Origin of the sequence: Pantoea piersonii (genome assembly GCF_003612015.1) — a bacterium.
GTDB lineage: Bacteria > Pseudomonadota > Gammaproteobacteria > Enterobacterales > Enterobacteriaceae > Pantoea > Pantoea piersonii.
This window is the reverse complement of sequence record NZ_RARB01000001.1, coordinates 1-25,218: the sequence shown is the minus strand read 5'-3', so window position 1 is coordinate 25,218 and position 25,218 is coordinate 1. Positions and strand designations below refer to the sequence as shown.

General features: G+C 59.8%; 27 protein-coding genes and 2 tRNA genes. 10 read left to right on the top strand and 19 right to left on the bottom strand.

Annotated elements, in window-relative coordinates:
- Nucleotides 1-4: 4 nt before the first annotated feature.
- The 9 genes from uraH to hpxU form a co-directional block, all read right to left on the bottom strand.
- Complete coding sequence (gene uraH, locus D7S44_RS00145; protein ID WP_120451141.1) at nt 5-340, bottom strand: hydroxyisourate hydrolase; 336 nt, start codon at nt 338-340, stop codon at nt 5-7.
- Nucleotides 337-831 (bottom strand): 2-oxo-4-hydroxy-4-carboxy-5-ureidoimidazoline decarboxylase, encoded by a 495-nt coding sequence (gene uraD / locus D7S44_RS00140; RefSeq protein ID WP_120451140.1) that lies wholly within the window; start codon nt 829-831, stop codon nt 337-339. The genes uraH and uraD overlap by 4 nt, the downstream gene beginning before the upstream one ends.
- The gene (gene hpxK / locus D7S44_RS00135; protein ID WP_120451139.1) at nt 831-2,087 is read right to left on the bottom strand and encodes an allantoate amidohydrolase; all 1,257 of its coding nucleotides are present in this window, start codon (nt 2,085-2,087) and stop codon (nt 831-833) included. Before hpxK ends, uraD begins: the two co-directional genes overlap by 1 nt.
- A complete protein-coding gene (locus D7S44_RS00130) occupies nt 2,084-3,316 on the bottom strand; it encodes a pyridoxal-phosphate-dependent aminotransferase family protein (RefSeq protein ID WP_120451138.1) in 1,233 nt (410 codons plus the stop codon). Before D7S44_RS00130 ends, hpxK begins: the two co-directional genes overlap by 4 nt.
- A gap of 18 nt (nt 3,317-3,334) precedes the next feature.
- Nucleotides 3,335-4,066, bottom strand: a complete 732-nt coding sequence (locus tag D7S44_RS00125; protein ID WP_120451137.1) for an amino acid ABC transporter ATP-binding protein — start codon at nt 4,064-4,066, stop codon at nt 3,335-3,337.
- Nucleotides 4,047-4,703, bottom strand: coding sequence for an amino acid ABC transporter permease (locus D7S44_RS00120; RefSeq protein WP_120452809.1), 657 nt, complete (start codon nt 4,701-4,703; stop codon nt 4,047-4,049). Before D7S44_RS00120 ends, D7S44_RS00125 begins: the two co-directional genes overlap by 20 nt.
- Nucleotides 4,703-5,368 (bottom strand): amino acid ABC transporter permease, encoded by a 666-nt coding sequence (locus D7S44_RS00115; protein WP_120452811.1) that lies wholly within the window; start codon nt 5,366-5,368, stop codon nt 4,703-4,705. The genes D7S44_RS00120 and D7S44_RS00115 overlap by 1 nt, the downstream gene beginning before the upstream one ends.
- Nucleotides 5,369-5,377: 9 nt before the next feature.
- Nucleotides 5,378-6,163, bottom strand: coding sequence for a transporter substrate-binding domain-containing protein (locus D7S44_RS00110; protein ID WP_120451136.1), 786 nt, complete (start codon nt 6,161-6,163; stop codon nt 5,378-5,380).
- 181 nt (nt 6,164-6,344) lie between these two features.
- Complete coding sequence (gene hpxU / locus D7S44_RS00105) at nt 6,345-7,184, bottom strand: MurR/RpiR family transcriptional regulator HpxU (RefSeq protein ID WP_120451135.1); 840 nt, start codon at nt 7,182-7,184, stop codon at nt 6,345-6,347.
- A 134-nt stretch (nt 7,185-7,318) separates the two neighbouring features.
- Here hpxU and D7S44_RS00100 point away from each other — a divergent pair, with 134 nt between their 5' ends.
- The 4 genes from D7S44_RS00100 to hpxZ are packed head-to-tail and all read left to right on the top strand — an operon-like array spanning nt 7,319 to nt 10,877.
- On the top strand, nt 7,319-8,905 hold the full coding sequence (locus tag D7S44_RS00100) for a gamma-glutamyltransferase family protein (protein ID WP_120451134.1): 1,587 nt from the start codon (nt 7,319-7,321) through the stop codon (nt 8,903-8,905).
- Nucleotides 8,906-8,918: 13 nt separating this feature from the next.
- The gene (hpxX, locus tag D7S44_RS00095; RefSeq protein WP_120451133.1) at nt 8,919-9,104 is read left to right on the top strand and encodes an oxalurate catabolism protein HpxX; all 186 of its coding nucleotides are present in this window, start codon (nt 8,919-8,921) and stop codon (nt 9,102-9,104) included.
- Entirely contained in the window at nt 9,101-10,498 is a 1,398-nt protein-coding gene (locus tag D7S44_RS00090; RefSeq protein ID WP_120451132.1) for an AtzE family amidohydrolase, read from the top strand. The genes hpxX and D7S44_RS00090 overlap by 4 nt, the downstream gene beginning before the upstream one ends.
- Entirely contained in the window at nt 10,488-10,877 is a 390-nt protein-coding gene (gene hpxZ, locus D7S44_RS00085) for an oxalurate catabolism protein HpxZ (protein ID WP_120451131.1), read from the top strand. The genes D7S44_RS00090 and hpxZ overlap by 11 nt, the downstream gene beginning before the upstream one ends.
- 2 nt (nt 10,878-10,879) lie before the next feature.
- Here the strand turns inward: hpxZ and D7S44_RS00080 are convergent, their stop codons facing one another.
- The 5 genes from D7S44_RS00080 to D7S44_RS00060 all read right to left on the bottom strand — a co-directional run bounded on the left by D7S44_RS00080 (nt 10,880) and on the right by D7S44_RS00060 (nt 15,715).
- Nucleotides 10,880-11,608: an HPP family protein gene (locus D7S44_RS00080; protein ID WP_120451130.1), complete on the bottom strand. Its 729-nt coding sequence runs from the start codon at nt 11,606-11,608 to the stop codon at nt 10,880-10,882.
- A 140-nt stretch (nt 11,609-11,748) separates the two neighbouring features.
- A complete protein-coding gene (locus tag D7S44_RS00075; protein ID WP_120451129.1) occupies nt 11,749-12,960 on the bottom strand; it encodes an oxalate decarboxylase family bicupin in 1,212 nt (403 codons plus the stop codon).
- Nucleotides 12,961-13,273: 313 nt separating this feature from the next.
- Entirely contained in the window at nt 13,274-14,230 is a 957-nt protein-coding gene (gene puuE / locus D7S44_RS00070; protein WP_120451128.1) for an allantoinase PuuE, read from the bottom strand.
- 34 nt (nt 14,231-14,264) lie between these two features.
- The gene (gene hpxA, locus D7S44_RS00065; RefSeq protein WP_120451127.1) at nt 14,265-14,996 is read right to left on the bottom strand and encodes an allantoin racemase; all 732 of its coding nucleotides are present in this window, start codon (nt 14,994-14,996) and stop codon (nt 14,265-14,267) included.
- Entirely contained in the window at nt 14,993-15,715 is a 723-nt protein-coding gene (locus D7S44_RS00060; protein ID WP_120451126.1) for a GntR family transcriptional regulator, read from the bottom strand. The genes hpxA and D7S44_RS00060 overlap by 4 nt, the downstream gene beginning before the upstream one ends.
- A 144-nt stretch (nt 15,716-15,859) precedes the next feature.
- On the opposite strand from D7S44_RS00060, the gene D7S44_RS00055 reads away from it, so the two are divergent.
- Complete coding sequence (locus D7S44_RS00055; RefSeq protein ID WP_120451125.1) at nt 15,860-17,356, top strand: NCS1 family nucleobase:cation symporter-1; 1,497 nt, start codon at nt 15,860-15,862, stop codon at nt 17,354-17,356.
- A gap of 61 nt (nt 17,357-17,417) precedes the next feature.
- Here the strand turns inward: D7S44_RS00055 and D7S44_RS00050 are convergent.
- Nucleotides 17,418-17,494: transfer RNA gene (locus tag D7S44_RS00050), tRNA-Asp, on the bottom strand.
- A gap of 133 nt (nt 17,495-17,627) precedes the next feature.
- The gene (dnaQ, locus tag D7S44_RS00045; RefSeq protein WP_120451124.1) at nt 17,628-18,359 is read right to left on the bottom strand and encodes a DNA polymerase III subunit epsilon; all 732 of its coding nucleotides are present in this window, start codon (nt 18,357-18,359) and stop codon (nt 17,628-17,630) included.
- 54 nt (nt 18,360-18,413) lie between these two features.
- On the opposite strand from dnaQ, the gene rnhA reads away from it, so the two are divergent.
- On the top strand, nt 18,414-18,881 hold the full coding sequence (gene rnhA / locus D7S44_RS00040) for a ribonuclease HI (RefSeq protein ID WP_120451123.1): 468 nt from the start codon (nt 18,414-18,416) through the stop codon (nt 18,879-18,881).
- On the opposite strand, the gene D7S44_RS00035 is transcribed toward rnhA, so the two are convergent.
- Nucleotides 18,863-19,600 carry a methyltransferase domain-containing protein gene (locus D7S44_RS00035; protein ID WP_120451122.1) on the bottom strand — a complete coding sequence of 246 codons (738 nt, stop codon included), beginning with the start codon at nt 19,598-19,600 and terminating at the stop codon, nt 18,863-18,865. The genes rnhA and D7S44_RS00035 overlap by 19 nt on opposite strands.
- A gap of 42 nt (nt 19,601-19,642) precedes the next feature.
- Between D7S44_RS00035 and gloB the strand changes: the two genes are divergently transcribed.
- The 4 genes from gloB (at nt 19,643) to D7S44_RS00015 (ending at nt 24,160) form a co-directional block, all read left to right on the top strand.
- Nucleotides 19,643-20,398, top strand: coding sequence for a hydroxyacylglutathione hydrolase (gloB, locus tag D7S44_RS00030; protein WP_120451121.1), 756 nt, complete (start codon nt 19,643-19,645; stop codon nt 20,396-20,398).
- A gap of 71 nt (nt 20,399-20,469) precedes the next feature.
- Nucleotides 20,470-21,849, top strand: a complete 1,380-nt coding sequence (mltD, locus tag D7S44_RS00025; protein WP_120451120.1) for a murein transglycosylase D — start codon at nt 20,470-20,472, stop codon at nt 21,847-21,849.
- A gap of 279 nt (nt 21,850-22,128) precedes the next feature.
- Complete coding sequence (locus D7S44_RS00020; protein WP_120451119.1) at nt 22,129-23,463, top strand: MFS transporter; 1,335 nt, start codon at nt 22,129-22,131, stop codon at nt 23,461-23,463.
- 1 nt (nt 23,464) lies between these two features.
- On the top strand, nt 23,465-24,160 hold the full coding sequence (locus D7S44_RS00015) for a cyclase family protein (protein WP_120451118.1): 696 nt from the start codon (nt 23,465-23,467) through the stop codon (nt 24,158-24,160).
- Nucleotides 24,161-24,162: 2 nt separating this feature from the next.
- Here the strand turns inward: D7S44_RS00015 and D7S44_RS00010 are convergent, their stop codons facing one another.
- Together D7S44_RS00010 and D7S44_RS00005 are read right to left on the bottom strand one after the other, a co-directional pair.
- The gene (locus tag D7S44_RS00010) at nt 24,163-24,954 is read right to left on the bottom strand and encodes an endonuclease/exonuclease/phosphatase family protein (RefSeq protein ID WP_120452808.1); all 792 of its coding nucleotides are present in this window, start codon (nt 24,952-24,954) and stop codon (nt 24,163-24,165) included.
- A 167-nt stretch (nt 24,955-25,121) separates the two neighbouring features.
- Nucleotides 25,122-25,198 (bottom strand) — tRNA-Asp (locus tag D7S44_RS00005).
- Between the last annotated feature and the right edge of the window lie 20 nt (nt 25,199-25,218).

The window sequence follows — 25,218 nt, the reverse complement described above, 5'->3', positions numbered from 1 at the left end:
AAATTTAGCTACCGCGATAGGTCGACCACGACCAGGGCGAAATCAAAAAAGGCAGATGAAAATGGCTGCCCGCTTCGGCAATCACAAAGTCGATTTGCGCAGAGACATAGAGCGCATCGCGTCCGTCTATAGCAAAGTAGTCGCCAATCTCTGCGGTCAGGCGATAGTGGCCGGGGGCGAGCGGCTCCGGCGTTAACTCACTAACGCGCCCGTCGCTGTCCGTGGTGCCTTCGCAGACAGGCAGCCAGCCCTCCGGGCTATTCTGCTCAAGCGAGACGGCGACGCCGACCGCCGGTTTGCCCAGCGCGGTGTCCAGAATATGGGTAGTGATAGTGCTCATGTCAGGCTCTCCTTCAGACGCAACAGGGTAATTTCGCGTAATTGCTGCAGCGCTTCGCGCGTTTCGGTCTCTTCGTCATGACTCAGGCGACGCTGAAGTTGCGCCAGCATCTCTTCGCCGCTGCGCCCACGGGCGCGAATTAAGAAAACGCGGCCAAAGCGCGCTTCATAGGCCTGATTGCCCGCCAGCATCGCCTGCTTCAGCGCCGCGTCGGCGTCGCCCATCGCTGACTGCTCCTGACGCGACAGCGCCGCCTCTTTGTCCGCGCCGCTGGCGCGCTCGCCGATGCGCGGATGCGCTGTCAGCGCCTGTTCAAGATCCTCGCTGTCCCACGCCTGCGCCAGCCTTTCCGCCGCCTCCAGCAAGGCCGACACGGAGGCAAAGGGACGCGCGGCCGTCAGCGCCTGCTGCCAGCGCGGGATCGCCACGCAATGGGCGATTACGGCCTGCGCCGCGTCATAAGGCAGCGCGTTAAAGGTCACAAGGTTCATTACGCGCTCCGCTGTGCCAGCTGGCACACGGCGTGCAGATAAGCGCGCACCGCCAGCGCCACGTCGTCGGTCATCACCGCCTCCGCCGGATGGTGGCTGATGCCGCGTTCGTTACGCACAAACAGCATGCCGACCGGCCAGCGCTCGGCGATGGCGATGGCGTCATGGCCCGCGCCGCTCGGCAGCGCCAGCGTGCGGCCCTGCACCGTCTCTACGGCGCTGCTCAGCGCCTGACGCAGCTGACCGTCGCAGGCGGTGGCGCTGATGCGGTAATACTCCTCCGCCTCGAAGCGCAGGCCACGTCGCAGCGCGATCGCCTCGCCCTGGGTCAGCAGGCTCGACAGCAGCCGTTCCAGCGGCAGATCTTCCGGGCCGCGCACGTCCAGCGACAGAACGACCTCGCCGGGAATAACGTTAACCGCGCCGGGCGCGCAGCTCAGGGTACCGACCGTCGCCACCAGCTGCGGATCCTGCTCGCGCGTCGTCGCCTCGATAAACACCATCCACTCCGCCGCCGCCGCCAGCGCGTCTTTGCGGTGCGTCATCGGCACCGTACCCGCATGGCCCGCCTCGCCAGTGAAGCGGCAGCTAAGACGACGCGCGCCGTTGATGGCGGTGACGACGCCCAGCGCCAGCCCGGCCTGCTCCAGACAAGGCCCCTGTTCGATATGCAGTTCAAGATAGGCGACGATGGCGTTAAGGTCACGGGCGGCGCGCGGAATAGTGTCGGCATCCAGCCCTACGTCCGTCATCGCCTGCGCGACGGTAATGCCGTTGCCGTCCGGGTGCATCGGCCAGCTTTCCGGCCAGCTGCCGGCGATGCCGCGACTGCCGAGCAGCGTAATGCCAAAGCGCGTTCCTTCTTCATCGCCGAACCCGACCACCTCCACCGCCAGCGGCAGGCGCAGCTGTTTCTCATGGAGCCACTGTACGGTTTCAATCGCGGTCAGCACTCCCAGCATCCCGTCGTAGCGTCCGGCGTTGCGTACCGTGTCGAGATGCGAGCCGAGCAGCAGCGCACGTGCCCCGCTGCTCGCGCCTTCGTAGCGGCCGCAGATATTGCCGACTTCATCCTGCCAGACGCGCATGCCGGCCTGCGCCATCCACTCGCCTACCTGGGCGTTGGCGCGCAGATGCTCCGGCGAGAGATAGACGCGCGTCAGGTGATCGGGCGATTCGCTGATCGCCGCCAGCGCGTCGCAGCGCGCCATTACGCGTTCAGCGGCCAGTTGCGCCTCAGCGGCGTTCATCATCATGCGCCGCTCCCGTAGTGATCCCAGGCCGCCTGCATCGCCGCGCCCTGCGTCGCGCGGAAGCCGACGTGCGTCAGCACTGCTTCCAGCGCCGCCAGCGTGGTCATGACGCAATCTTTCCGCGCGTTATAGCCCATGGTGCCGATGCGCCATACCTTGCCGTGCAGCGGGCCAAACGAGGTGCCGATCTCAATGCCGAAATCTTCCAGCATCAGCTTGCGCACCTGGTCGCCGTTGACGCCCTGCGGGATCACCACGCCGAGCACGTTGTTCATCTTGTGCTTCAGATCGCCGAAGGTCTCCAGCCCCATGCCCTGAATGCCCTTCAGCAGCGCGTCGCCGTGCAGCTTGTGGCGCGCAATGCCTGCGTCCAGCCCTTCCTGCAGAATAAGACGGGCGCACTCCCGCGCGCCGAACAGCGCGGTGGTCGCCTCGGTATGGTGGTTAAGCCGCTCCGGCCCCCAGTAATCCATGATCATGCCGAGATCGAAATAGTTCGAGTAGATCATCTCCTCATCGCCATCCTGATGCTCGGCGGTACGGATCCCCTCCTCAACGCATTTACGCCTGCGGATAGCCTCTTCCATCTGCGGGCTTAAGGTGATGGGCGAGGTGCCGGACGGGCCGCCGAGGCACTTCTGCATGCCTGCCGATACCGCATCCAGCCCCCAGGCGTCGGTCTCCAGCGCGTTGCCGCCGAGCGACGCGGTGGCATCGGTATAGAAGAGTACGCCATACTTTTTGCAGATCGCGCCCAGCTCCGCCAGCGGTTGCAGCATGGTGGTCGAGGTATCGCCCTGTACCGTCAGCAGCAGGCGTGGCTTAACGCACTTAATAGCATCTTCGATCCGATCCGGCGTAAAGACTTCCCCCCAGGGCACCTCAATGGTGTGCACCTCGGCGCGGCAGCGGCGGGCGATCTCGCACAGCAGATGGCCGAAGCGGCCAAATACCGGCACCAGCACCCGATCGCCAGGCCGGATCGCCGACAGCAGGATCGCCTCGATCCCGGCGCGTGAGGTACCGTCAATCAGCAGCGTCCAGCGGTTTTCCGTACGGAAGACGCCGCGATAGAGCGCCATCACCTCGTTCATATAGTGCGTCATCGCCGGATCGTACTGGCCGATCAGCTGAGTCGACATGGCGCGCAGCACGCGCGGATCGGCGTTGATCGGGCCAGGCCCCATCAGCAGACGCTGCGGCGGATTAATTTGCGGGTAGCGGTTTTCCATATTGGTTTCCTTCTGAAATTAGAGTCGCACCGAGGAGATAAACTGCTTCAGCTCCGGCGTCTGCGGCGCGGCGAACAGGGTTTTGCTGCTGCCCTGCTCCCAGACGCGCCCCTGATGCATAAAGACCACGCGATCGCCGACGTCGCGCGCGAAATTCATCTCATGGGTGACCAGGATCAGCGTCATTCCTTCGGCGGCGAGCTGCTCCAGCACTTTCAGCACCTCGCCCACCAGCTCAGGATCGAGCGCCGAGGTGATCTCGTCGCACAGCAGCACCTTCGGGTTCATTGCCAGCGCGCGGGCGATGGCGACGCGCTGCTGCTGGCCGCCAGAGAGGTTCGCCGGGTAGTAATCGAGGCGCTCGCCGAGGCCGACTTTCTCCAGCATCTGCGTCGCCAGCGCGCGGCACGCCGCCTCGCCTTTCTTCAGCACCCGGCGCGGCGCCAGCATCACGTTTTCCAGCGCGGTCATATGGGGAAAGAGATTGAAGTTCTGAAACACCATGCCGACCGAACGGCTGATGTCGCGCGCCTGGCTATCGCGATCGGTAATCGTCATGCCGCCCAGCTTGATGCTGCCCTCCTGATAGCCCTCCAGACCGTTCATACAGCGCAGCAGCGTGCTTTTGCCTGAGCCGCTGCGGCCGATGATGGAGATCACTTCACCCATTTCGATATCGAGATCGACGCCTTTCAGCACGTGATTATCGCCGTAGTACTTCTGCACCTGATTAATGGTGATGAGCGGCATGGAATTTTTTCTCCAGATACTGGCTGTAGCGGGACAGCGGGTAGCACATCAAAAAGTAGCCCAGCGCGACCAGCCCAAACACCTTGAACGGCTGCAGGGTCACGTTGTTAAGAATGGTTCCGGCTTTCGTCAGTTCGATAAAGCCGATAATTGAGGCGAGCGCGGTGCCCTTGATCACCTGTACGGCGAAGCCCACCGTCGGCGCGATGGCGATGCGCAGCGCCTGCGGCGCGATAACCCGCCACAGAGTCTGGCCGAAGCTGAGGCCGAGGCAGCGCGACGCTTCCCACTGCCCTTTCGGCAGCGCGTGGATGCTGCCGAACCAGATATCGAGCAGAAAAGCGCTGGTATAAAAGGTCAGAGCGAGCGAGGCCGCGGTCCAGGGCGCGACGTCGATGCCAAACAGCCCGACGCCGAAAAAGGCGAGAAAGAGCTGCATCAGCAGCGGCGTGCCCTGGAACAGCTCGGTATAGGCGCGGATGAGCCGCGTCAGCCATTTCCGCTGCAGCAGGCGCAGCAGGAGCAACGGCAGCGTCACCAGCGTGCCGCCGACAAAGGCGGTCAGCGAGAGCAGCAGCGTCCAGCGCGCCGCCAGCAGCAGATTGCGCAGAATGTCCCAGTCGGTAAAGGTCGTCATCATCGCTGCGCTCCAAACCATTTACGCCCCAGCGCCAGCAGCACCTGCCGCATGGCGATCGATAACAGCAGATAGATCAGCGTGGTCACCAGATAGACCTCGAAGCTTAAAAAGGTGCGCGACTGGATCAGGTTGGCGGCGAAGGTCAGCTCTTCATAAGAGACCTGCGACACCACCGACGAACCGAGCATCACGATAATGCACTGGCTTACCAGCGCCGGATAGATGCGCTGCAGCGACGGCGGCAGCACCACGCGCAAAAAGGTCTGCGCGCGCGTCAGGCCCAGCACGCGTCCCGCTTCCCACTGCCCTTTCGGCGTCACCTGAATCCCGGCGCGGATAATCTCGGTGCTGTAGGCGCCGAGGTTAATCAGCATCGCCAGCAGCGCCGCCTCGCCCGCCGTCAGCTTCAGTCCCAGATTAGGCAGACCGAAAACAATAAAGAAGAGCTGCACCACGAACGGGGTGTTGCGGATGATCTCCACATAGAGGCCCCAGAGACGGCTGGCCCAGCTCGCTTTACCGCTGCGCAGCGCCGCGCCAAGGATCCCCAGCCCGACGCCGCCCACGGTGGCCAGCACCGTCAGCTGAAGGGTGACCCACAGCCCGGCAAGCAACTCTGGCCAGTAGGGCCAGAGCGCAGGGAAGTTAAGTTGCCCGAGCATCATGCGCCCTTATGCGCCGAGGCTGGCGGGCAGCGGCGCTTTCAGCCACTCTTCCGACAGCTTGTTGAGCGTGCCGTCTTTGATGCCCTGCTCAATCAGCGCGTCGACCTTCGCCTTCAGAGCCGGCTCCCCCTTCTTCAGGCCGATAAAGCAGGGCGAATCTTTCAGCATAAACTGCGCTACCGGCGCTTTTTGCGGATTCTGCCGCGCGATCGCCGCGATCACCAGGTTGCCGGTCGCGACGTACTGCACCTGTCCAGAGAGGTAAGCCGAAAGCGTGGTGTTGTTGTCCTCGTAGCGCTTCACCTGCGCCTCTTTCGGCGCAAGACTGCTCAGCACCATATCCTCTACCGCGCCGCGCGTGACCCCAATACTCTTGCCGCTGAGCGCCGCCGCGTCTTTCAGCGCCTCGCCTTTTGGCCCAAAGACGCCAAGGAAAAAGGGCGCATAGGCACGGCTGAAATCGATTACCTTCTCCCGCTCAGGGTTTTTACCCATGCTGGAGATCACCAGATCGACCTTGTCGGTTTGCAGATAGGGCACGCGGTTGGCGCTGGTGACCGGTACCAGCTGCAACTTAAGTTTCATCTGTTTCGCCAGATAGCGCGCGGTGTCGATATCATAGCCTTGCGGCTGCAGATCGGTGCCCACCGATCCGAACGGCGGGAAATCCTGCGGCACCGCCACGCGCAGCACGCCGCGCTTCTCGATATCCTGTAACTGATCCGCCAGCGCGCTGCCGGTCTGGATCACGAATAACGCTGCCGCCGCTACCGCCATTAATACTTTTTTCATTATGCACCCCGGTAAGTTGACCTGAAACAAAAGATTCTTGTAATTGTTATTTGCAACTAATGTGCCAATGCAGTACGAGGTGAGGTAAACGGCAAGAGGGCTTAATTACGGTAGTTAAGGCGGATTTCCACCGCCCGATGCAGGAGGATCAAAATGAGGCAAAGCACCAAAAAGGTGCTCGTTAACGGTGCTCCAGCTCATCCAGCTGCAGGTAGAGATCGGCGATCTGGTGGATGCGCTGGCGACCTTGCGACAGCATTTCATGCAGTAGCGCATTGGTCAGTAAATTGATCAGGCTCATCGCCGAAGCGTAGCTGTCGAAGGCGGATACGCTGTCGAGCGGCGCGCAGAGCTGCCAGCTCGCCAGGCCCGCCATCGACTGCGCCTGCGGCTCGCACAGCACCAGCAGCGGAATATCACGCTGCTGCAGCTGCTGTATCAGCGGGCGGATCAGGCGCGGACGACGGCGAAACGCCATAACGATCACCATATCGTCGGCGGTAATATCCACCACCTCTTCCGCCAGCGTCTGGCCCGGCTGCGGCAGTACGGCGACGCTGGAACGGGCCTGCAGCAGCTGCTGGCGCAGGTGCAGCGCCAGCGGCCAGGAGTTACGCATCCCGATAACGAAAATACGTTTCGCCTGCGTCATCTGCTGCACCGCCTCGCCAAACTGCTGCGCGTCAAGCGCGTTCACCCACTGCGTCAGGTTCGCCATCTCCTGCTTATAGTGGCGCGCCAGCAGCGTATTGCCCTGCACCGCGTCGCGGTTGTCGGTCAAGGGCATACCGCTCTGCCGCAGAATACGCAGTTCGTCGCGCATATCTTTATATTTGTCATAGCCCAGCCGTCGGAACAGGCGGCTGACAGTGGCTTTCGACACGCCGCTGAGCCGCGCCAGCTCGGCGCTGTTGTAGCTGATCAAATCGTCGAAATGGTCAAAGACGAAATCCGCAATACGCTGCTCCTGGGGCGAGAGCTGCGGATAGTGGCTTCTGAGTCGTTCATCGAGCTGTTTCATGCGTCGTCCTGTAACTTTCGTTTCAGCAGAAGCTAGCATAATTCGATCCAGGTTACCGCTGTCGTGCGCGACCGCAAAAACTGGAACGGCTCTTGCTTGGATCCTCGCTCTGTCACCCGATAAGAAGCGTAAATATGATTCAGAGCAATATGGCTCCGCTGGGCATGGCGGTCGCGCCACATCACCTGGCGAGCGAGAGCGCGCTGGCGGTACTACGCGACGGCGGCAACGCCCTTGAGGCGATGGTCGCCGCGGCTGCCACCATCGCAGTGGTTTATCCCCATATGAACGGCCTCGGCGGCGACGGCTTCTGGCTGGTGCTGCCGCCCAACGGCGAGCCGGTGGCTATCGACGCCAGCGGCGCGGCGGGTTCGCTGGCGCATCCCCACTTCTACCATGGCGAAGGCACGATCCCGCATCGCGGTCCGAAAGCAGCCTTAACGGTAGCCGGGACGGTGAGCGGCTGGCAGGAGGCGCTGGCGCTCTCTCGCGAGCTGGGCGGCGCCTCGCTGCCCCTGCCGCGCCTGCTGCGCGACGCCATCCGCTATGCCGCCGACGGCATTCCGGTCACCGCGTCGCAGGCGGCCGCCACCGCCGCCAAACGGCACGAACTTGCACATCAGCCGGGGTTTACCGCCACCTTTATGCCGGACGGCGAGCCGCCGCGCCAGGGCAGCCGCTTTACCCAGCCGGCGCTGGCGCAGACGCTCAGCCTGCTGAGCGACCAAGGCCTCGACAGCTTCTATCGCGGCGAGCTGGCGCGCCACCTGGCGCGAGAGATGTCGGCGCTCGGCATGCCGGTGACGCTGGCGGATTTGCAGCAGCAGCGCGCACGTCGCTGCGTTCCGCTGCACGTGGCGCACAGCGAAGGCGATCTGTGGAATATGGTGCCGCCGACTCAGGGCCTGGTCTCGCTGGCGATCCTCGGCATTACCGATCATCTTGCGATGGCGCAGGCTGATGAAGCGCAGACGGTGCACCGCATTGTGGAAGCGACGAAAAAAGCGTTTGCCCTGCGCGATCGCCATATTACCGACCCGCGCCATATGAGGTGCGAAGCGCAGTCGCTGTTAACGCTGGATCATTTCGCCACCCTGGCGAGCCAGATTGACGAGGCGCAGGCCGCCCCCTGGGGAACCGGACGTGGCCCAGGCGACACGGTATGGATGGGCGTGATGGACAGCAGCGGCCTCGCCGTCTCCTTTATTCAGAGCATCTATCACGAGTTCGGCAGCGGCGTGGTGATCCCCGGCACCGGCATCACCTGGCAGAACCGCGGCGCCGCCTTTAGCCTCGATCCGGATCATCTGCTGGCGCTGGCGCCGGGCAAGCAGCCGTTTCACACCCTTAATCCCGCCGCCGCGCGCCTGAAAGATGGCCGCACGCTGGTCTACGGCTCAATGGGCGGCGACGGACAGCCGCAAACCCAGGCGGCGATCTTTACCCGACATGTGATTCAGGGCATGCCGCTGCAGCAGGCGGTAAGCGCGCCGCGCTGGTTGCTGGGGCGCACCTGGGGCAACGCATCTGACTCGCTCAAGCTGGAAGGCCGCTTCGCGCCGGAGACGGTCGCCAGGCTGCGCCAGCTGGGGCATGAAGTGGAGCTGCTGCCCGATTTCAGCGAGGCGGTCGGTCACGCGGGCGCTATCGTGCGCCATATCAACGGCATGCTGGAAGGCGCATGCGATCCGCGCAGCAACGGCAGCGCAAGCGGATTCTGACAGGAGAAACACAATGAATCAGACAACAGACTGGGCGCGCTATCTGGCGCAGATGGAGCAATTGCTGGCGCTGGAGCTGGACGACGTGCGCCGCGCCGAGCTGGTTATTCAGCTGGAACGCATCGCCGCGCTGGCAGCGCCGCTGATGGCGTTTCCTCTCGATGAGAGGCTGGAAGTGGCGGGAGTATTTCATCCATGAACCTCAGCGAATTTTCTCTCCAGGCGCTGCAGCAGGCGATCCAGCGCGGCGATCTCAGCGCGCGCGAGGTGGCGCAGCAGACGCTGCAAGGCATTGAGCGCCACCGGGCAATTAACGCCTGGACCGACGTTACGGCCGAACGCATGCTGCGCGAGGCTGACGCGATCGATGCGCAGCGGCGGCGCGGCGAGAACCTGCCGCCGCTGGCGGGCATTCCTTATGCGGTGAAGAATCTGTTCGACGTGGCGGGACATACCACGCTGGCGGGCGCCGCCTTGTTTCAGGATCGTCCTGCGGCGACGCAGGACGCCTGGGCGATCAGGCGTCTCAGCCGCGCCGGGGCGTTGCTCTCCGGCATGCTGAATATGGATGCCTACGCCTATGGGTTTACCACTGAGAACACCCACTTCGGCGCGACGCGCAATCCCCATGACCTGACGCGCGTGGCGGGTGGATCGTCGGGCGGCTCCGCTGCGGCGGTGGCGGCCGGGCTGGCGCACTTCTCCCTCGGCACTGACACCAACGGGTCAATTCGCGTGCCTGCGTCACTGTGCGGCATCTTCGGCCTGAAGCCGACCTTTGGCCGCCTGTCGCGCAGCGGCAGTCATCCGTTTGTCGGCAGCCTTGATCATATCGGCCCCTTCGCACGCCGCGTCGAAGATCTGGCGCTGGTGTATGACATATTGCAGGGCCGCGACGCCGATGACGCCTTCCAGGCGGACCGGCCTGCCGATCCGACGCTGGTCGGACTGGAAGTGCGCGGTCAGCGCTGCGCGCTGCTGGGCGGCTTTTTCTCTGCCTGGTGCGACGACGACGCGCGCGACGCGCTGGCGCGGGCCGCTCAGGCGCTGGATATCAGCGATGAGGTGACGCTGCCGGAAGCGGAGCTGGCGCGTTCCGCGGCCTTTATCCTGACCGCCTGCGAAGGCGGCAATCTCTATCTGCCCGCGCTGCGCGCCTCGCCGGAGCGTTTCGAACCCGCTTCGCGCGAGCGGCTGCTGGCGGGCGCGATGTTGCCCGCCGCCTGGTATGTGCAGGCGCAGCGCTTCCGCCGCCATTTCCAGCAGCAGGTTCTGCCGCTGTTCGAGCGCTTCGATGTGCTGATCGCGCCCGCCACGCCCTGCGTCGCGCCGCCGATCGGTCAGGAAAGCATTCGCATTAACGGCGTCGATCTGCCCGCGCGCGCCAGCATGGGCATGCTGACGCAGCCGATCTCCTTCCTGGGGTTGCCGGTGTGCAGCGTGCCGCTGGCGACGAAAAGCGGCCTGCCGATCGGACTACAGCTGATTGCGGCCCCCTTTAATGAAACCGCCGCGCTGCGCGTCACCTTTGCGCTTGAGCAGCAGGGCATTACCCTGGCGCCAGCCTGTCTGGATAAACGAAATGAGAACTGAAGAGATTAATTTGCCGCACGTCGTGGCGGAGGTAACGGCCGCTTTTCACCGCTACGAGCAGGCGCTGGTGAGCAATGATATCGATACGCTGGACGCCCTCTTCTGGCACGATGAGCGTACCGTACGGCTCGGCGCGGGCGAGAACCTCTACGGCATCGAGCAGATCCGGGCCTTTCGCGCCCAGCGTCCCGCCGCCGGACTGGCGCGCACCCTGCGTAACAGCGTCATTACCACCTTCGGTGAAGAGTATGCGGTTTGCAGCACCGAGTTCACGCGCGAAGGCACAACTAAAACTGGCCGCCAGCAGCAGAGCTGGGTCCGGCTGCCGGACGGCTGGCGTATCGTCGCCGCACAGGTCAGTTTGATGAGCGAAAGCTGAGATTAACGGGCGCGCTGCGCCTGCCGCTGAACCGCAATCGCCTCGGCGCGCTGCAACAGCTGCTGGAGATCGTCTTCATCAATATCCAGCAGCTGGCCGCTTTCCAGCGCCTGGTGCAGATCGTCACGCGTAATCGGTACATCGATTGCGACCGGTTCGGGCTTCGCCTCGGTTGAGGCCAGCGGATGCGGATAGCGACGGCCCGCCAGGTTGTTGAAGATAATCGCCAGCAGCGCCAGACAGAGGGAGTTAAGCAGCACGGGCGTCAGAATATAGTGGTAGCCCAGCTGATGTACGTTGCCGCCGCCGAGAATGGCGGTCAGCGCCACCGCACCGCTGGGCGGATGCAGGCAGCGCAGCTGAAACATCACCGCAATGGCCAGGCAGGCGGCGATGCCGCAGGCCAGCGGAGCATAAGGAATAGTTATGGCGGCGGTCACGCCAATCGCACCCGCCACCATATTGCCGCCGACAATGGACCAGGGCTGCGCCAGCGGGCTGTTGGGGATGCCGAACAGCAGCACGGCGGAAGCCCCCATCGGCGCGACAAACCATAAATTGACCTGTCCCAGTAGCCAGTGGCTGATCAGGCTGGTGATGGTCAGGCCAAGGCCGGCGCCGATACTGGCGATAACAATTTGTTTTTTTGCCACCGGCAGCGGATGCGGCCAGAAGCGGGCAAGAAAAGTGCGCAACGTGCCTCTCCACTTCGCCTGACGCGGTTCAGTCATGTTCACGACGCTCACTCATCAGAAAAAATTATGGAAACGGCCATTGTCGCTGATTGCTTTAACCGTAACAACCACGGGTTTTGCAGGTACTTCAGGATTCAGACAACTACGCAGGGCTGGCGTAGCACCAGCCCTGGCGGTTATTTGATTACCGGATTCTTTTGCAGCGAGAGCGCTGACAAAAACGCGTCATCAAGCTGCAGGTGCTGCGCCACCAGCTCGCGCGGCGTGCTGGCGAGCCACTGGTTAAGCGAAATATCGGCATAGTAGTCGCTCTTGAACAGCTCCAGAAACCGCAGCGGCCCTTTGCCGGTATTCTCAATATAGTGGCCCATGGCGAAAGGCACGTAACCGACGTCGCCCGCCCGGTAGTCGAAGGTTCTCGCCTGACCGGATGAGGCGAAAACGCCCATGCGCCCCTCTCCCTCCAGATAGTATTGCCACTCATCGTTATTGGGATGCCAGTGCAGTTCGCGCATACCGCCCGGCGCAATCTCCACCAGCGCGGCCGCAATGGTTTTTGATACCGGAAAGTTAGAGGAGTCGGTAATTCTCACCGTGCCGCCCGGGGCGGTTATCGGCTTCTGCGCCAGCATATGATGCGTGAAGACTTTTTTGGATTTCGGCGCGCCCTGAATCGCGTCCGAGGCCAGGCTGCCCGGCACCTTGCCAGCAAAGATATATTCGTCATCCGGCGAAGGTAGCTTTGCAAAGGTTGAGACCGGCACGCTGAAGTTTTTCGCCAGGATATCGGGCGGAATATGTTTGAACCAGTCCGATAACAGAAAGGTGCTGTCCTCATCAAAGCTGCCATCGTCAAAAGCCAGCAGAAATTCGCAGCCGTCTGGTCCCAGTCCCTGAATCGAATGGGGTATGCCCGGCGGAAAATACCAGAGATCGCCGACGCCGATATCATCGACAAACCAGCCGCCTTCAGTATCAAAAGCGGTAACCCGCGCCTGGCCGAAGGTCATATAAGCCCACTCGCCCTCTTTATGCCAGTGCAGTTCGCGGATGCCGCCTGCGTTAAGCCGCATATCGACGCCCGCGATGGTGGTGGAGATACCCAGCTCGCGCTGCGTCACCTGTCGCGTCCATCCGCCGCTGCCTTTGCGAACGTGCGCGTCGCTAAAAGAGAAGCGCAGGTTGGGCAGCGTACCGCTGTCGGTGGCGGGCGGGTCGACGATATCGGGATTTTGCGCTTCTCTCGCTGGATCGTGCGGGCCGGGATCGCGCGGCGTGCCGGCGGGCCAGGAGGCGATGCTATCGTGGGCGTGCACCTGTCCTGCCGCCAGCGCCACCGTTCCGCCTGCGGCGAACGCCATAAAGTTCCTTCTGGAAAGTTTGCTCATCAAAACAATTCCTTATTCCGTTATGAAAAATCTCAGCGGAATATCTATAAACGCAAAGCGAAAACCAGGCGGCAGGCAATATGTAACATTCCGCTGAGCGGCGCGGAACCTAACCGTTGTTAATTAATTTTGTTGCGCAAATATTTTTATTTCATTTAGGAAACGTTAATGAAACGCGGAATAAGGCGTTTTATGACGCGCACAAAAGGCTAACGGTTGAGGGGAAGCATTAAATTTCCTGCTAAATAGCCAGTTACAGTTTTTTAACGGCAGCAGGCAGGCGCGGCTGTCTGAGCAGCCGCGCCTTATTTTTTCAGGGCTGCGGCGCCGGATGGGTCGCGGCCCAGTGATCGGCGATCTGCTGGCGCGTACAGATCCAGACGTCGCTGTACTGCTGGATATGGTCGAGGAAGTTTTGCAGCGCTTTGAATTTCCCTGGCCGCCCCAGCAGACGACAGTGCATGCCGACCGACATCATCTTCGGCTGGGTTTCGCCCTCTTCATACAAAACGTCAAAGGTGTCGCGCAGGTAGGTAAAGAACTGCTCGGCGGTATTGAAGCCCTGCGGCGTGGCGAAGCGCATATCGTTGCACTCCAGCGTGTAGGGGATAATCAGATGCGGCTTCACAGTGCCGTCCTGACAGGTGACCTGCGTCCAAAACGGCAGATCGTCGCCGTAATAGTCGCTGTCGTAGCTAAAGCCGCCCTGCTCGACCACCAGCCGCCGCGTGTTGGGGCTGTCACGCCCGGTGTACCAGCCGGTCGGCGCTTTACCGAACAGGTCAGTAAGCACGTCTACCGCCTGCTGCATATGCTGACGCTCGGTTTTGGCGTCCATCGCCTGGTAGTGGATCCAGCGCCAGCCATGGCTTACCACGTCATAGTCGGCCTGTTTGATCGCGTCGACGATCTCTGGATGACGCGCCAGCGCCATCGCAACGCCGAACACCGTCAGCGGCAAACCGCGCTTCTGGAATTCGCGGTGGATACGCCAGAAGCCGGCGCGCGAACCATATTCGTAGAGCGAATCCATCGACATATGGCGGTCGGGATAGCTGGCCGCGCCAATAATGTCGGAGAGAAACTGCTCGGATCCGGCATCGCCGTGCAGCACGTTGTTCTCTGCGCCCTCTTCATAGTTGAGCACGAACTGTACCGCCACGCGCGCCTTGTTCGGCCAGGCGGCATGCGGCGGCGTGGCACCGTAGCCGATCAGATCGCGCGGATAGTTTTTGTTAAAGCTGTACTCTTTTTTGGCTGAACTATCCATTCATCAGTTCCTGTGTAATTGCGGCAAGGTCACGTTAGTTTAGATGCTGAAACGCGCCAGAGAGAGGTTTAGCTATCGGCCAGTCGAGATCGCCATGCTTGCTGGTGCCAAAGCCAAGCGCCACCAGCGCCTCAACCATTTTCACCGCCGCGCTGACGCCGTCGATAACCGGCATACCCAGCTCCTGCGTCAGGTCGCGCGCCAGCGTCGCCATGCCACCGCAGCCCAGAACAATCGCGCCGCAGCCATCCTGCTGCTTCGCCTGAAGGCAGCGCTGGCGCACCTTTTCCTGCGCAATGCCCGAACCATCCTCCAGCGCCAGCACCGGCAGATCGATCGCGTGCAGCGCGGCGCAGTGATGGGTGAAGCCGTACTGCTGCAGCAAATGGCGCGCAATCGTCAGCGTACGCGGCAGCGTGGTGACAATGGAAAAGCGCGTCGCTACCAGCGTCGCGGTGTGCATTGCCGCCTCGGCGATGCCGATTACCGGCCCGCTGGCCAGCTCGCGCGCCGCCAGCAGGCCGGGATCGCCAAAGCAGGCGATAACATGGCCGCTGACGCCCTGCGCTTTGCCGCGCTTTACCTGCTCCAGCACGCCGATCGCCGCGATAGCTTCGTCGAAATGGCCTTCAATCGAGGGCACGCCCTGCGACGGCGAGACCGCGATAATTTCAGTGCCTGGCGCTGCCACCGCGCGCGCCGCCGCGCCGATAGTTTCCGTCATCGCGAGGCTGGTATTAGGATTGATCACCTGGATCAGGCTCATGATGTCACCTCTTTATGACCGGCAAATAACCGTGAGAAATCGGGCAGCGTCTCGCCGCTGCGCTCAAAATGCAGGCTGGAGACGATATGATCGAAGTGCTGCTGCAGCGCCTCGGTCAGCGCGGCAAGATTGCCAGCGCGCAGATGGGCGATCAGGCGATCGTGATCGTCACAACGGCAGCCCTGTTGCCAGGGCGCGCCCCAGGCGGCAATCACCAGCGAAGAGCGCTGCGTCAGGCGCGTCACCAGTTCGGTCAGCACCTGGTTGCCCGCAATAGCCTGCAGTTCAATATGAAAGGCGGCCGAGAGGCGGATAGCCGCCGCGCCGTCGCGAGCCTCATGCGCCTGCTGCTCCTGCGCGATGCGCTGCGTTAGTCCCGCCAGATGCGGCGGTTGCAGATGCGCCAGCACCGCGGGCAGATTGCCGCATTCGATCAGCGCGCGAGTGCGGAAGATATCGCGCGCTTCGTCAACGCCGGGCGTGGCCACCTGTGCACCGCGCCTGGGCAATAGCGTCACCATCTGCACTGCGGCGAGGCGCTGCAGCACCTTACGAATGCCGGTGCGGCTGACGCCGAATACCTCTGCCAGCGCCTCCTCCGGCAGTTTGCTGCCTGGCGGCAGCTGATGCTCCACAATGGCGTTCATCAACGCCTGAAAGATAGATTCGTCTTTATCCCCGCGATCGACGGCCAGCGTCTGGCCTCTTTCACTTTTCATATCCGGCTCCCTTGAAAGGCTGCGTGCGCTTATCGTATACGCGAAGAGATTTTTTTGTATACAAGATTTCAATTGTGGCCTGGATCCTGCAACAGCCTTTTACGTTGCTATGACCAATAAACGTCGTTAAAAGGAGCAGGTTTCATGCCAAACTCTCGAAAAAATTCTTCTGCGTCGGCTGCTGATGCCCACGCGCGCTACAGTCCACGCCTCACCAACGAGGATCTGGCGCCGACGCGCCATCAGAGCTGGACGTGGTACAACATCTTCTCTTTCTGGATGTCGGATGTGCACAGCATGGGCGGCTATGTTGTCGCCGCCAGCTTTTTTACGCTTGGTCTGGCGAGCTGGCAGGTGCTGATTTGCCTGCTGGCGGGGATCTGCATCGTGCAGCTGTGCGCGAATCTGGTGGCGAAGCCGAGCCAGATGGCGGGCGTGCCCTATGCGGTTATCTGTCGTCAGGCGTTTGGCGTTTTCGGTGCGAATATACCGGCGGTGATCCGCGGACTGATCGCTTTCGCCTGGTACGGTATTCAGACCTGGCTGGCGGCCAATGCGCTGATGCTGGTACTGCTGAAATTCTTTCCTACGCTGGCGTCCATGACCCACGCCAGCTGGCTGGGCCTGTCGCTGCTCGGCTGGTGCTGCTTCAGCGTGATGTGGCTTTTACAGGCGATGGTGTTCTGGCACGGCATGAACGCTATTAAGCGCTTTATTGATGTGGCAGGCCCTGCCGTCTATGTGGTGATGGTGGCGCTGGCGGGCTGGATTGTATACAAGATCGGCTTTGACGGTATCTCTTTTACGCTGTCGAGCAAGTCGCTGAGCGCAGGCGAACAGGGCTGGCAGATGATTACCGCCACCGCGCTGGTCGTCTCCTACTTTTCCGGGCCGCTGCTTAATTTTGGCGACTTCGCGCGCTACGGCAAAAACATGGGCGAAATTCGCCGCGGCAACCGCTGGGGCCTGCCCTTTAACTTTTTACTCTTCTCCGTGGTGACGGTGGTTATCGTCTCTGGCACCCAGTCACTGTTCGGCAAAATGATCACCGATCCGATTGAGACCGTCAGCATGGTTGGCAACGATGTGGCGGTGGCTATCGGCCTGCTGACCATGATCGCCGCGACTATCGGCATCAATATCGTAGCGAACTTCGTGTCGCCCGCATTCGATTTCTCTAACTGCTCGCCGCAGAAAATCAGTTTCCGCACCGGCGGCATGATCGCCGCGGTCGGCTCCGTGCTGCTGACGCCGTGGAACCTGTTCCAGTCGCCGGAGCTGATCCACTATACCCTCGACGTTCTGGGCGCCTTTATCGGGCCGCTGTTTGGCATTCTGCTGGCGGATTTCTATCTGATTAAACGCAGCCGCGTCTCTGTCGACGACCTCTTCGATGCGACGCCGCAGGGCCGCTACTGGTATCGCGGCGGCTTTAACCCGAAAGCGATCGCTGCGCTGCTGCCGTCGGTCGGCATCGGCCTCATCATTAGCTTTGTGCCAGCGTTGCATGAGGTCGCCAGCTTTAGCTGGTTTATCGGCGCGGCGCTGGGCGGCGGATGCTATCGCTATCTGGCGCGCAACGAGCGTGAAGCGGGCGCGGTGAAGCCTTTCGCCGGCGGTATCGCAATGCAGAAAGAGTAAGGATTGAAACGTCAGAAAAGCAAAAGGCCGATTCATTGCTGAATCGGCCTTTCTGAAGAGTTGGCGGTGCGGACGGGACTCGAACCCGCGACCCCCGGCGTGACAGGCCGGTATTCTAACCGACTGAACTACCGCACCGCGCTGTGTTCCCCGTCGGGAACGAGGCGCATATTAATGGCCCCTCGTAACCCCGTCAACGCTTTTTATCGCCGCGCGACGCGTTTGCTGTTTTTTTACGCTTAACGCTGATTTAACCGGCGAAACGCCCTTGTTAACCGCGCCACAGGCAGCTTCCGCCTTTTTTCATCACCAGATCGAGCCGCGACTCATGCGCCATCACCTCTTCATCCGACGCCGCCACTACGCGCAGCGCCGAAGCGGGACGCACGATGCGCTGAATGGTTTCGCTCTCGTTCTGTTGCGCGCCATCCCCTTCCTGCGAGAACGCCAGCAAGGTCTGGCCGCCCGTCATCGCCAGGAAGACTTCCGCCAGGATTTCGGAGTCGAGCAATGCGCCGTGCAGCGTACGCTTGCTGTTGTCGATCTCATAGCGCGAGCAGAGCGCATCCAGGCTGTTGCGCTTGCCCGGGAACATCTTGCGCGCCATCGCCAGGCTGTCGGTGATCCGGCAGAAGGTTTCTGTTTTCCCAATGCCGCGGTTCAGCATGGAAAACTCATAGTCCATAAAGCCGATATCAAACGACGCGTTATGGATCACCAGCTCGGCGCCGCGAATATAGTCGAGGAATTCGTCCGCTACCTCAGCAAAGGTCGGCTTATCGGCGAGAAACTCATCCGCAATGCCGTGCACGCCGAACGCTTCCGGGTCCACCAGCCGATCGGGGCGCAGATAGATATGGAAGTTATTGCCGGTCAGGCGACGGTTAACCACCTCTACCGCACCAATTTCAATGATGCGGTGACCTTCGTAATGGACACCGATCATGTTCATGCCGGTGGTTTCAGTATCGAGAACGATCTGGCGGTTATTTGCAGTGCTCATAGGATTCGTTTTATGTCAGACTTGGCGTTTTTATCAGAAGGAAGTCTACCAGAGATGCGCAAGAAGGTAGAAATATTCACCGACGGATCCTGCCTTGGCAATCCAGGCCCCGGCGGCTACGGCGCGATTTTGCGCTACGGTCAGCACGAAAAACTGTTCAGCGCCGGTTACCGGCTCACCACCAATAATCGTATGGAGCTGATGGCGGCGATTGTGGCGCTGGAAGCGCTGAAAGAGCCCTGTCACGTGGTCTTGAGCACCGACAGCCAGTATGTGCGCCAGGGTATCACCAGCTGGATCCATAACTGGAAAAAGCGCGGCTGGAAAACCGCAGAGAAAAAACCGGTGAAAAACGTCGATCTCTGGCAGCGCCTCGACAGCGCGCTGGCCGGGCATGAGATCGAGTGGGAGTGGGTCAAAGGCCATGCCGGCCATCCGGAGAACGAACGCTGCGACGAGCTGGCGCGCAGCGCGGCGTCGCGTCCGCAGTCAGAGGATATCGGCTATAAGGTCGAATCCTGATCCTTCGCCGCGCGGAACTGCCGCGTGGCGTTAACCGCCGGGCGTAGCTGCGCATTAGAGAGTGCTTTTTTCGCTTTCGTCGGCGTCAGCGGGAAGGTGCGCTTGCGCGCCACGACGATATTGAGGCAGCCCAGCGCAGGCAGATGCGCGCTGATCACCTTGCCGCCCTGTCGATGCCAGGGCACCACCTGAAAGCGGGTGCGGAATACCACTTCATAATTAAGCAGGCTCAGCCAGTCAAGCAGCCGCATCTGACTGAACATACGTCCGCTCCACGGCGCTTTGCGCTGGATGCCAGGCAGTACTTTACTGACGCCCAGCAGCGAGAAGGGATTAAAGCCGCTAATAATCATCCAGCCGTCGTCAATCAGCACGCGATCCACTTCGCGTAGCACCCGATGCGGGTCCTGACTCCACGCCAGCGTATGCGCCAGCAGACAGGCATCAATAGATTTAGACTCAAAGGGTAGCTGAGTCGGCTGCGCCAGCACCTGCAGCAGTTCGCCTTCGCTGCCGACATTGACCTGATGTGAAATAGCGCAGTGCTCGGTGTTGATTTCTGCACTAAGGTTGCCAATCTTAAGCATATGAAAGCCATAAAGCTTTCCAAGGTAAGGCTGTAGTTGCTGAGTCAGCGCGTCGCGAAAATAGTCTCCCCATGGCATATCACGCCATGAGTGCGGCGCAGTCAGAATCTGGCGTGTTTTAGCGCGCTTCATGCTTTACCATCTTCCTTTTCTAACGGCCTGCGAGAGGTGATTATGAATCTTACCAGTATTCCTGCGCTGCAGGATAACTACATCTGGACGCTGAATGACGACGCGGGCAACTGCCTGATTGTCGATCCTGGCGAAGCGCAACCTGTGCTGGAGAAAGTGTACGCGAACCGCTGGAAACCCGTCGCGATTTTATTGACTCACCATCATCACGATCATGTCGGCGGCGTACAGGCGCTGCTGGAAAAATTCCCCGGCCTTGAGGTTTTCGGTCCACAGGAAACAGAAGATAAAGGCGCGACCAGGATAGTGAGCGAAGGCGATACGGTTGAGCTGCTGGGGTTGACGTTCACCGTCATCCATACCCCTGGTCATACTTTAGGACATATCTCATATTACAGTTCGCCTTATCTTTTTTGTGGAGACACCATGTTTTCCGGCGGATGCGGCCGTCTTTTTGAAGGCACGGCTGAGCAAATGTATGAGTCTTTTCAAAAGCTTGATCAGCTTCCCGGCGACACCCTTGTTTGCTGCGCGCATGAGTACACTTTATCTAATTTGAAGTTTGCTGCGGCTATTCTGCCTCATGACCCGCAAATTATGGCCGAATATCAGAAAATTAAGGACTTACGCGCCAAAAACGGCATTACTTTGCCCACAAAACTGGCGCACGAACGGCAAATAAATTTATTTCTTCGAACGCAAGACCCTGATTTACAAAGAGCATTAAACATAAATTTAACACCCGGGCACATATGGGACACATTCGCCCTTTTACGTGAGAAGAAAGACAAGTTTTGATTTTTCGGGTTGTGTTGTGACAGGGCGTCACGTATAGTTGCTCGTCTTTTAAGCGAACTATTGACACACACATGAAGGCTAAAGCGATATTACTCGCCTCGGTCTTGCTGGTGGGATGTCAGGCATCAAGGAATGACGCCAATATCCCCGAACAGCATGCCCAGAGTCTGTCTTCAGCTGGTCAAGGTGAAAATGGAAAGTACGGTGATCGAATGTTGTCGCCGCGATGGCAGGAAGATGGAACTGGCCTCGCAGAAGATAGCGATCTCTGGAGTTTCATTAGTGACGAGTTGAAGATGGGGATTCCGGAAAACAGCCGGATCCGCGAACAAAAACAAAAGTACTTAAAAAATAAGAGCTATCTCCACGATGTAACATTACGGGCAGAGCCGTACATGTACTGGATAGTCGAGCAGATACATAAACGTAAGATGCCGATGGAACTGGTACTGCTACCCATAGTGGAGAGCGCTTTTGACCCCCATGCAACCTCATCAGCCAATGCCGCCGGCATCTGGCAGATCGTTGCAACAACGGGCAAAAACTATGGTTTGAAACAAAACCAGTGGTACGACGGGCGCCGCGATGTCGTGGCCTCGACCAAGGTTGCGCTGGATATGATGCAACGTCTTAACAAGATGTTCGACGGCGACTGGTTACTGACCGTCGCGGCTTATAACAGCGGTGAAGGACGTGTGCTGAAGGCGATAAAACAGAATAAGGCGCGCGGAAAGCCCACCGATTTCTGGAGTTTATCCCTGCCGCGCGAAACCACGGTCTACGTACCTAAAATGCTGGCCTTAAGCGATCTGCTTAAGAACAACAAGCGCTACGGCATTAAACTGCCGACGCCTGACGAAAGCCGCGCGCTGGCGCGCGTCGAAGTCGGTCAGCAGATGCAGTTGACCCAGGCTGCCGAAATGGCGGGTATGTCGCTCAGTAAGCTCAAGAGCTTCAATACCGGCTATAAAAAAGGGGCAACCGCGCCAAACGGACCGCAGTACATTTTAGTGCCTAAGTCCCATGTCGCGCAGCTACGTAATTCGCTCGCTTCTGGCGACATCGCAGCGGTGCAGCCGACCCAGCTGGCGAAAAACAGCGCGTCGGGCAGCAGCTATAAAGTGCGCAGCGGCGATACCCTTTCTGGTATCGCAAGCAAACTGGGCGTCAGCGTAGCTACGCTGAAGCAGCAGAACAATTTGCAGGGCGGCAACATTCGTCCCGGTCAGACGCTGACCGTCGGCGACAGCGGCACTAGCCTGGCTGATAATAGCAACAGCATCACCTATCGCGTGCGTAAAGGTGATTCTCTTGCCAGTATTGCAAGGCGCCACGGCGTCGATATCAAAGATGTGATGCGCTGGAATACGGTCCTGAGCAGCACGAAAGATATCCAGCCCGGCGACAGGCTAACGCTCTTCGTAAATAATAGCGCATCGCCCGATACCTGATGCGTCGAAAAGGCCAACATTTGTTGGCCTTTTTTCATTTCTGCCCCCTCTTCTTCTCCATTCCTGCGCCTTACCTTTTGAAGGCTAACCACTTAAAACGCGTGACGGCGATCAATTATTAACCACAAAATACTTGTATGGCAGTAGATGTCGGGCCATGTTAACAACCCTGTTTTCGTGTAGCCAGATTGTTACCTCTGGCGTGGTTGCGCGAGATATAACCGATGCCGCACTGCGGCAGTCACTTTCGCCCCAGGGCCAACACTACAGGGTAAGGTTATGAGCGATAGCCTGGATCAGGAGTTAAAAGCCTCACAAACGCAGTCCGGCGAGGAGAATCACGCCGGGAACGCGCCGGTCAAACGCGGTTGGCTGCCGCGCGCCCATCCGCTTTCGTGGTGGATGCTGGTGATCACCACGCTGGCGATACTGATGAACTCGATTGACCGTATTATTTTGCCTACGCTGCTGCCCGCCATAATGAAAGACTTCAATATCAGCGAGGTGCAGGCCGGCTGGATCAACTCACTCAGCTTTATCGGCACGCTAACCGGCGCGGTGCTGTTTGGGCTGCTGTCCGATTATATCGGTACGGGCTATCGCCGCTGCTATAGCTGGTGTCTGGCGGTGCTGGTAGAGATCGTTTCCGGAGTCGCGACCGCCTTTTGTAAGACGCTGGGCGCCTTTCAGCTGCTGCGCGTATTTATGGGAATGGGCACCGGCGGCTCTGAGCCCATCAACGTCGCACTGCTCGGCGAGTGGTGGCAGAAAGAGAACCGCGGATTCGCCATTGGCGTTCACCATACCGGCTTTCCGCTGGGGCAGTTTATCGGACCTGTTCTGATCGCTGCTATTCTGACTTTCGGCGACTGGCGTCACGCTTTTCTGTTTATCCCGCTCATTGGACTGGGCATCGTGGTTATGCAGCTGCTGCTCGGCACCAAAAAGAATCATGGCAAGGTGTTCCGCTGGATCGATGAAAACCGTCTTACACGGCCCATTGAACCGCGTCCTCAGTCATCCGGTTTAGCGTCCTCTTTCAGCTGTCTGAAAAACCGTAACTGCAAGATGGCGATAGCGCTGGTATTCGGTTTTACCTGGGCGGAGATGGGTATCGCTAACTTTCTTACGCTGCAACTGACGCGTGAGGTGGGGCTCGATCTCTCCACGGCGGCGATTATTTCCGGCGCATCGGGGCTTACCGGCTGGGCAGGCCAGATCCTCTGGGGCAGCTTTTCTGACATACGTGGACGCAAATCGTCGCTGGGTTTCATTATTGCCGGCTGGATTGTCGCCTGCGCGCTCTGCACTTTTATTCATTCAGCCGCGCTCGCCTGGGCGATCCTGATTTTCTGGGGGCTGTTTCGCAACTCGCCCTACCCGGTTGCCTATGCGCTGCTGATTGACTCTGCTCCCCATGCCGCCGCCTCCAGCATGGGCCTGATGATCGGCCTTGCCGTAGGTATCGCTGGTATCCTGGTGGCGCCGGTAAGCGGCTGGATCATCCATAGCTGGGGCTTTGGTGTCCACTACGCAGTCATTGTCGCGGTGCTGCTGCTCTCCTGCCTGCCGCTGCTGCTTATCAAAGAAACGGTAAAAATTAAGCGAGGATAAGATGACCGCACTCTGGACAGCGTTACGTAACAGCAAGGTGATTGAGCTAAACCATCTCTATCAACCGCTGATGCCGGTATGGCCGACACATCCTAAATTTATGCTCGGTGAAAATGAAAGCTACGCAGGTGGAGATGGTAACTATAACTGTCAGCTGCTGATGGGCGATCACTGCGGCACGCACGTCGACTCCCCTTCTCATTTTATTCCGCAAGGAAAGACTATCGAGCAGGTAGATGTGCGTCAGCTGATGGGCCGCGGCGTGCTGATTAACGTACGAAACGTCGCGGCCGGCTCCACGTTTGGTACAGAGGAGATTACCCGCTGGGAGCGAGAGAATGGCGCTATTGTCCAGGACGACATCGTTATTTTTCATACGGGCTGGGATATGAAATGGGCGCGACGTCCTGAACAGGCAGACTTTTTAACCGGCTGGCCGGGGCTCTCTGCCGCAGGTGCGGAGATGTTGCTCGCCAGAGGCGTCAGCGTGTTTGGTACGGATGCGCTGTCGATCGATGCTTTCGGCAGCGAAGAGAATCCAGTTCATCAGCGGGTGTTAGGCAGCGATAAGGTAATTATTGAAAATCTGGCGAATCTTTCCTGCTTACCGCCCACTTTTACTTTTATCGCGCTGCCGCTGCGCATTGAGCGAGGTTCCGCTTCACCGGTTCGCGCTATCGCTCTGCTGGAGCATTAACCTCAGCGTGCCGCGTTAAACTCTACCAGTAACGGATTATGATCCGATGCGCGCGTCACCAGCACCGATGCCTTACTGACGTTCATTTCGCGATAGAAAACGAAGTCCAGGGGACGGCCAAACGCCTTACGTCGATGATCGTCAGTGAACCGCACCTCTTTTAGCGCCATTTCGCGTGCAAACCGGTAAAGCGCATGGATGCGCTGACGGCTCCAGGCATTAAAATCGCCCGCCATGATAACCGGCCCTTTATGGTGCAGGATCTGCTCGCCTATCGGCCCCAGCTGTTTGCTGTAGACATCGATCCCCAGGCTGAAATTGACCGCATGAATATTGACGACCATCAGCATGTCGCCGGTCGGCAATGGATAGGCGGTGACCAGCGCCGATTTAGCCAGACGCAGTAGCGGCTCGCGTTCACGCAGCGGACAGCAGTAGACCGGGTGAGCGGACGCCAGCGTCATCACGCCAGAGGGGTGCTGCGGCAGCACGAAGGCGGGAACCTGATCGGCGGCAAGGTAGTTGCTGGTCGCGAACTGCACCAGCTCCGGCGTAGTTTGCGCCTCCTGCAGCAGCACAAGGTGAGCGTCTTTGCCGAATCCCTGTAATACAGACATCCAGTCAGCACGTTGCTGTTTGAAAATATTCCAGACCAGTACTTTCAGATGGGCATCAGGCGACAGCGGCGCACCTGGAGGCAGCGCCTGACCGAGATGAAGCATGGCACCCGGCGGAAAGATCTGCTCGACCGGCTGACCCGCGACATATCGCATTGCATAAGTTTTTTTTCGCACGTTATCGCCCAATTCCTTCCGTACCCGTTGCACCTGTCTGTTATAGGGATTTTAGTCCGGCGTTTCAATCGGTGTGCGTAATTGTCGGAATCATCGCGTGCGAATGAAGGTTTTTTTAAGGCAAAAGAAAAAGCCCTGACTTTTCAGTCAGGGCTTATCTGTATAGGTGGCGGTGCGGACGGGACTCGAACCCGCGACCCCCGGCGTGACAGGCCGGTATTCTAACCGACTGAACTACCGCACCACCGAATACTGCTGCTACCA

Excerpts from the sequence above, each read along its gene's own strand:
- uraH (WP_120451141.1), bottom strand. The coding sequence starts at position 340 with ATGAGCACTATCACTACCCATATTCTGGACACCGCGCTGGGCAAACCG.
- uraD (WP_120451140.1), bottom strand. The coding sequence starts at position 831 with ATGAACCTTGTGACCTTTAACGCGCTGCCTTATGACGCGGCGCAGGCC.
- hpxK (WP_120451139.1), bottom strand. The coding sequence starts at position 2,087 with ATGATGATGAACGCCGCTGAGGCGCAACTGGCCGCTGAACGCGTAATG.
- D7S44_RS00130 (WP_120451138.1), bottom strand. The coding sequence starts at position 3,316 with ATGGAAAACCGCTACCCGCAAATTAATCCGCCGCAGCGTCTGCTGATG.
- D7S44_RS00125 (WP_120451137.1), bottom strand. The coding sequence starts at position 4,066 with ATGCCGCTCATCACCATTAATCAGGTGCAGAAGTACTACGGCGATAAT.
- D7S44_RS00120 (WP_120452809.1), bottom strand. The coding sequence starts at position 4,703 with ATGACGACCTTTACCGACTGGGACATTCTGCGCAATCTGCTGCTGGCG.
- D7S44_RS00115 (WP_120452811.1), bottom strand. The coding sequence starts at position 5,368 with ATGCTCGGGCAACTTAACTTCCCTGCGCTCTGGCCCTACTGGCCAGAG.
- D7S44_RS00110 (WP_120451136.1), bottom strand. The coding sequence starts at position 6,163 with ATGAAAAAAGTATTAATGGCGGTAGCGGCGGCAGCGTTATTCGTGATC.
- hpxU (WP_120451135.1), bottom strand. The coding sequence starts at position 7,184 with ATGAAACAGCTCGATGAACGACTCAGAAGCCACTATCCGCAGCTCTCG.
- D7S44_RS00100 (WP_120451134.1), top strand. The coding sequence starts at position 7,319 with ATGATTCAGAGCAATATGGCTCCGCTGGGCATGGCGGTCGCGCCACAT.
- hpxX (WP_120451133.1), top strand. The coding sequence starts at position 8,919 with ATGAATCAGACAACAGACTGGGCGCGCTATCTGGCGCAGATGGAGCAA.
- D7S44_RS00090 (WP_120451132.1), top strand. The coding sequence starts at position 9,101 with ATGAACCTCAGCGAATTTTCTCTCCAGGCGCTGCAGCAGGCGATCCAG.
- hpxZ (WP_120451131.1), top strand. The coding sequence starts at position 10,488 with ATGAGAACTGAAGAGATTAATTTGCCGCACGTCGTGGCGGAGGTAACG.
- D7S44_RS00080 (WP_120451130.1), bottom strand. The coding sequence starts at position 11,608 with ATGACTGAACCGCGTCAGGCGAAGTGGAGAGGCACGTTGCGCACTTTT.
- D7S44_RS00075 (WP_120451129.1), bottom strand. The coding sequence starts at position 12,960 with ATGAGCAAACTTTCCAGAAGGAACTTTATGGCGTTCGCCGCAGGCGGA.
- puuE (WP_120451128.1), bottom strand. The coding sequence starts at position 14,230 with ATGGATAGTTCAGCCAAAAAAGAGTACAGCTTTAACAAAAACTATCCG.
- hpxA (WP_120451127.1), bottom strand. The coding sequence starts at position 14,996 with ATGAGCCTGATCCAGGTGATCAATCCTAATACCAGCCTCGCGATGACG.
- D7S44_RS00060 (WP_120451126.1), bottom strand. The coding sequence starts at position 15,715 with ATGAAAAGTGAAAGAGGCCAGACGCTGGCCGTCGATCGCGGGGATAAA.
- D7S44_RS00055 (WP_120451125.1), top strand. The coding sequence starts at position 15,860 with ATGCCAAACTCTCGAAAAAATTCTTCTGCGTCGGCTGCTGATGCCCAC.
- dnaQ (WP_120451124.1), bottom strand. The coding sequence starts at position 18,359 with ATGAGCACTGCAAATAACCGCCAGATCGTTCTCGATACTGAAACCACC.
- rnhA (WP_120451123.1), top strand. The coding sequence starts at position 18,414 with ATGCGCAAGAAGGTAGAAATATTCACCGACGGATCCTGCCTTGGCAAT.
- D7S44_RS00035 (WP_120451122.1), bottom strand. The coding sequence starts at position 19,600 with ATGAAGCGCGCTAAAACACGCCAGATTCTGACTGCGCCGCACTCATGG.
- gloB (WP_120451121.1), top strand. The coding sequence starts at position 19,643 with ATGAATCTTACCAGTATTCCTGCGCTGCAGGATAACTACATCTGGACG.
- mltD (WP_120451120.1), top strand. The coding sequence starts at position 20,470 with ATGAAGGCTAAAGCGATATTACTCGCCTCGGTCTTGCTGGTGGGATGT.
- D7S44_RS00020 (WP_120451119.1), top strand. The coding sequence starts at position 22,129 with ATGAGCGATAGCCTGGATCAGGAGTTAAAAGCCTCACAAACGCAGTCC.
- D7S44_RS00015 (WP_120451118.1), top strand. The coding sequence starts at position 23,465 with ATGACCGCACTCTGGACAGCGTTACGTAACAGCAAGGTGATTGAGCTA.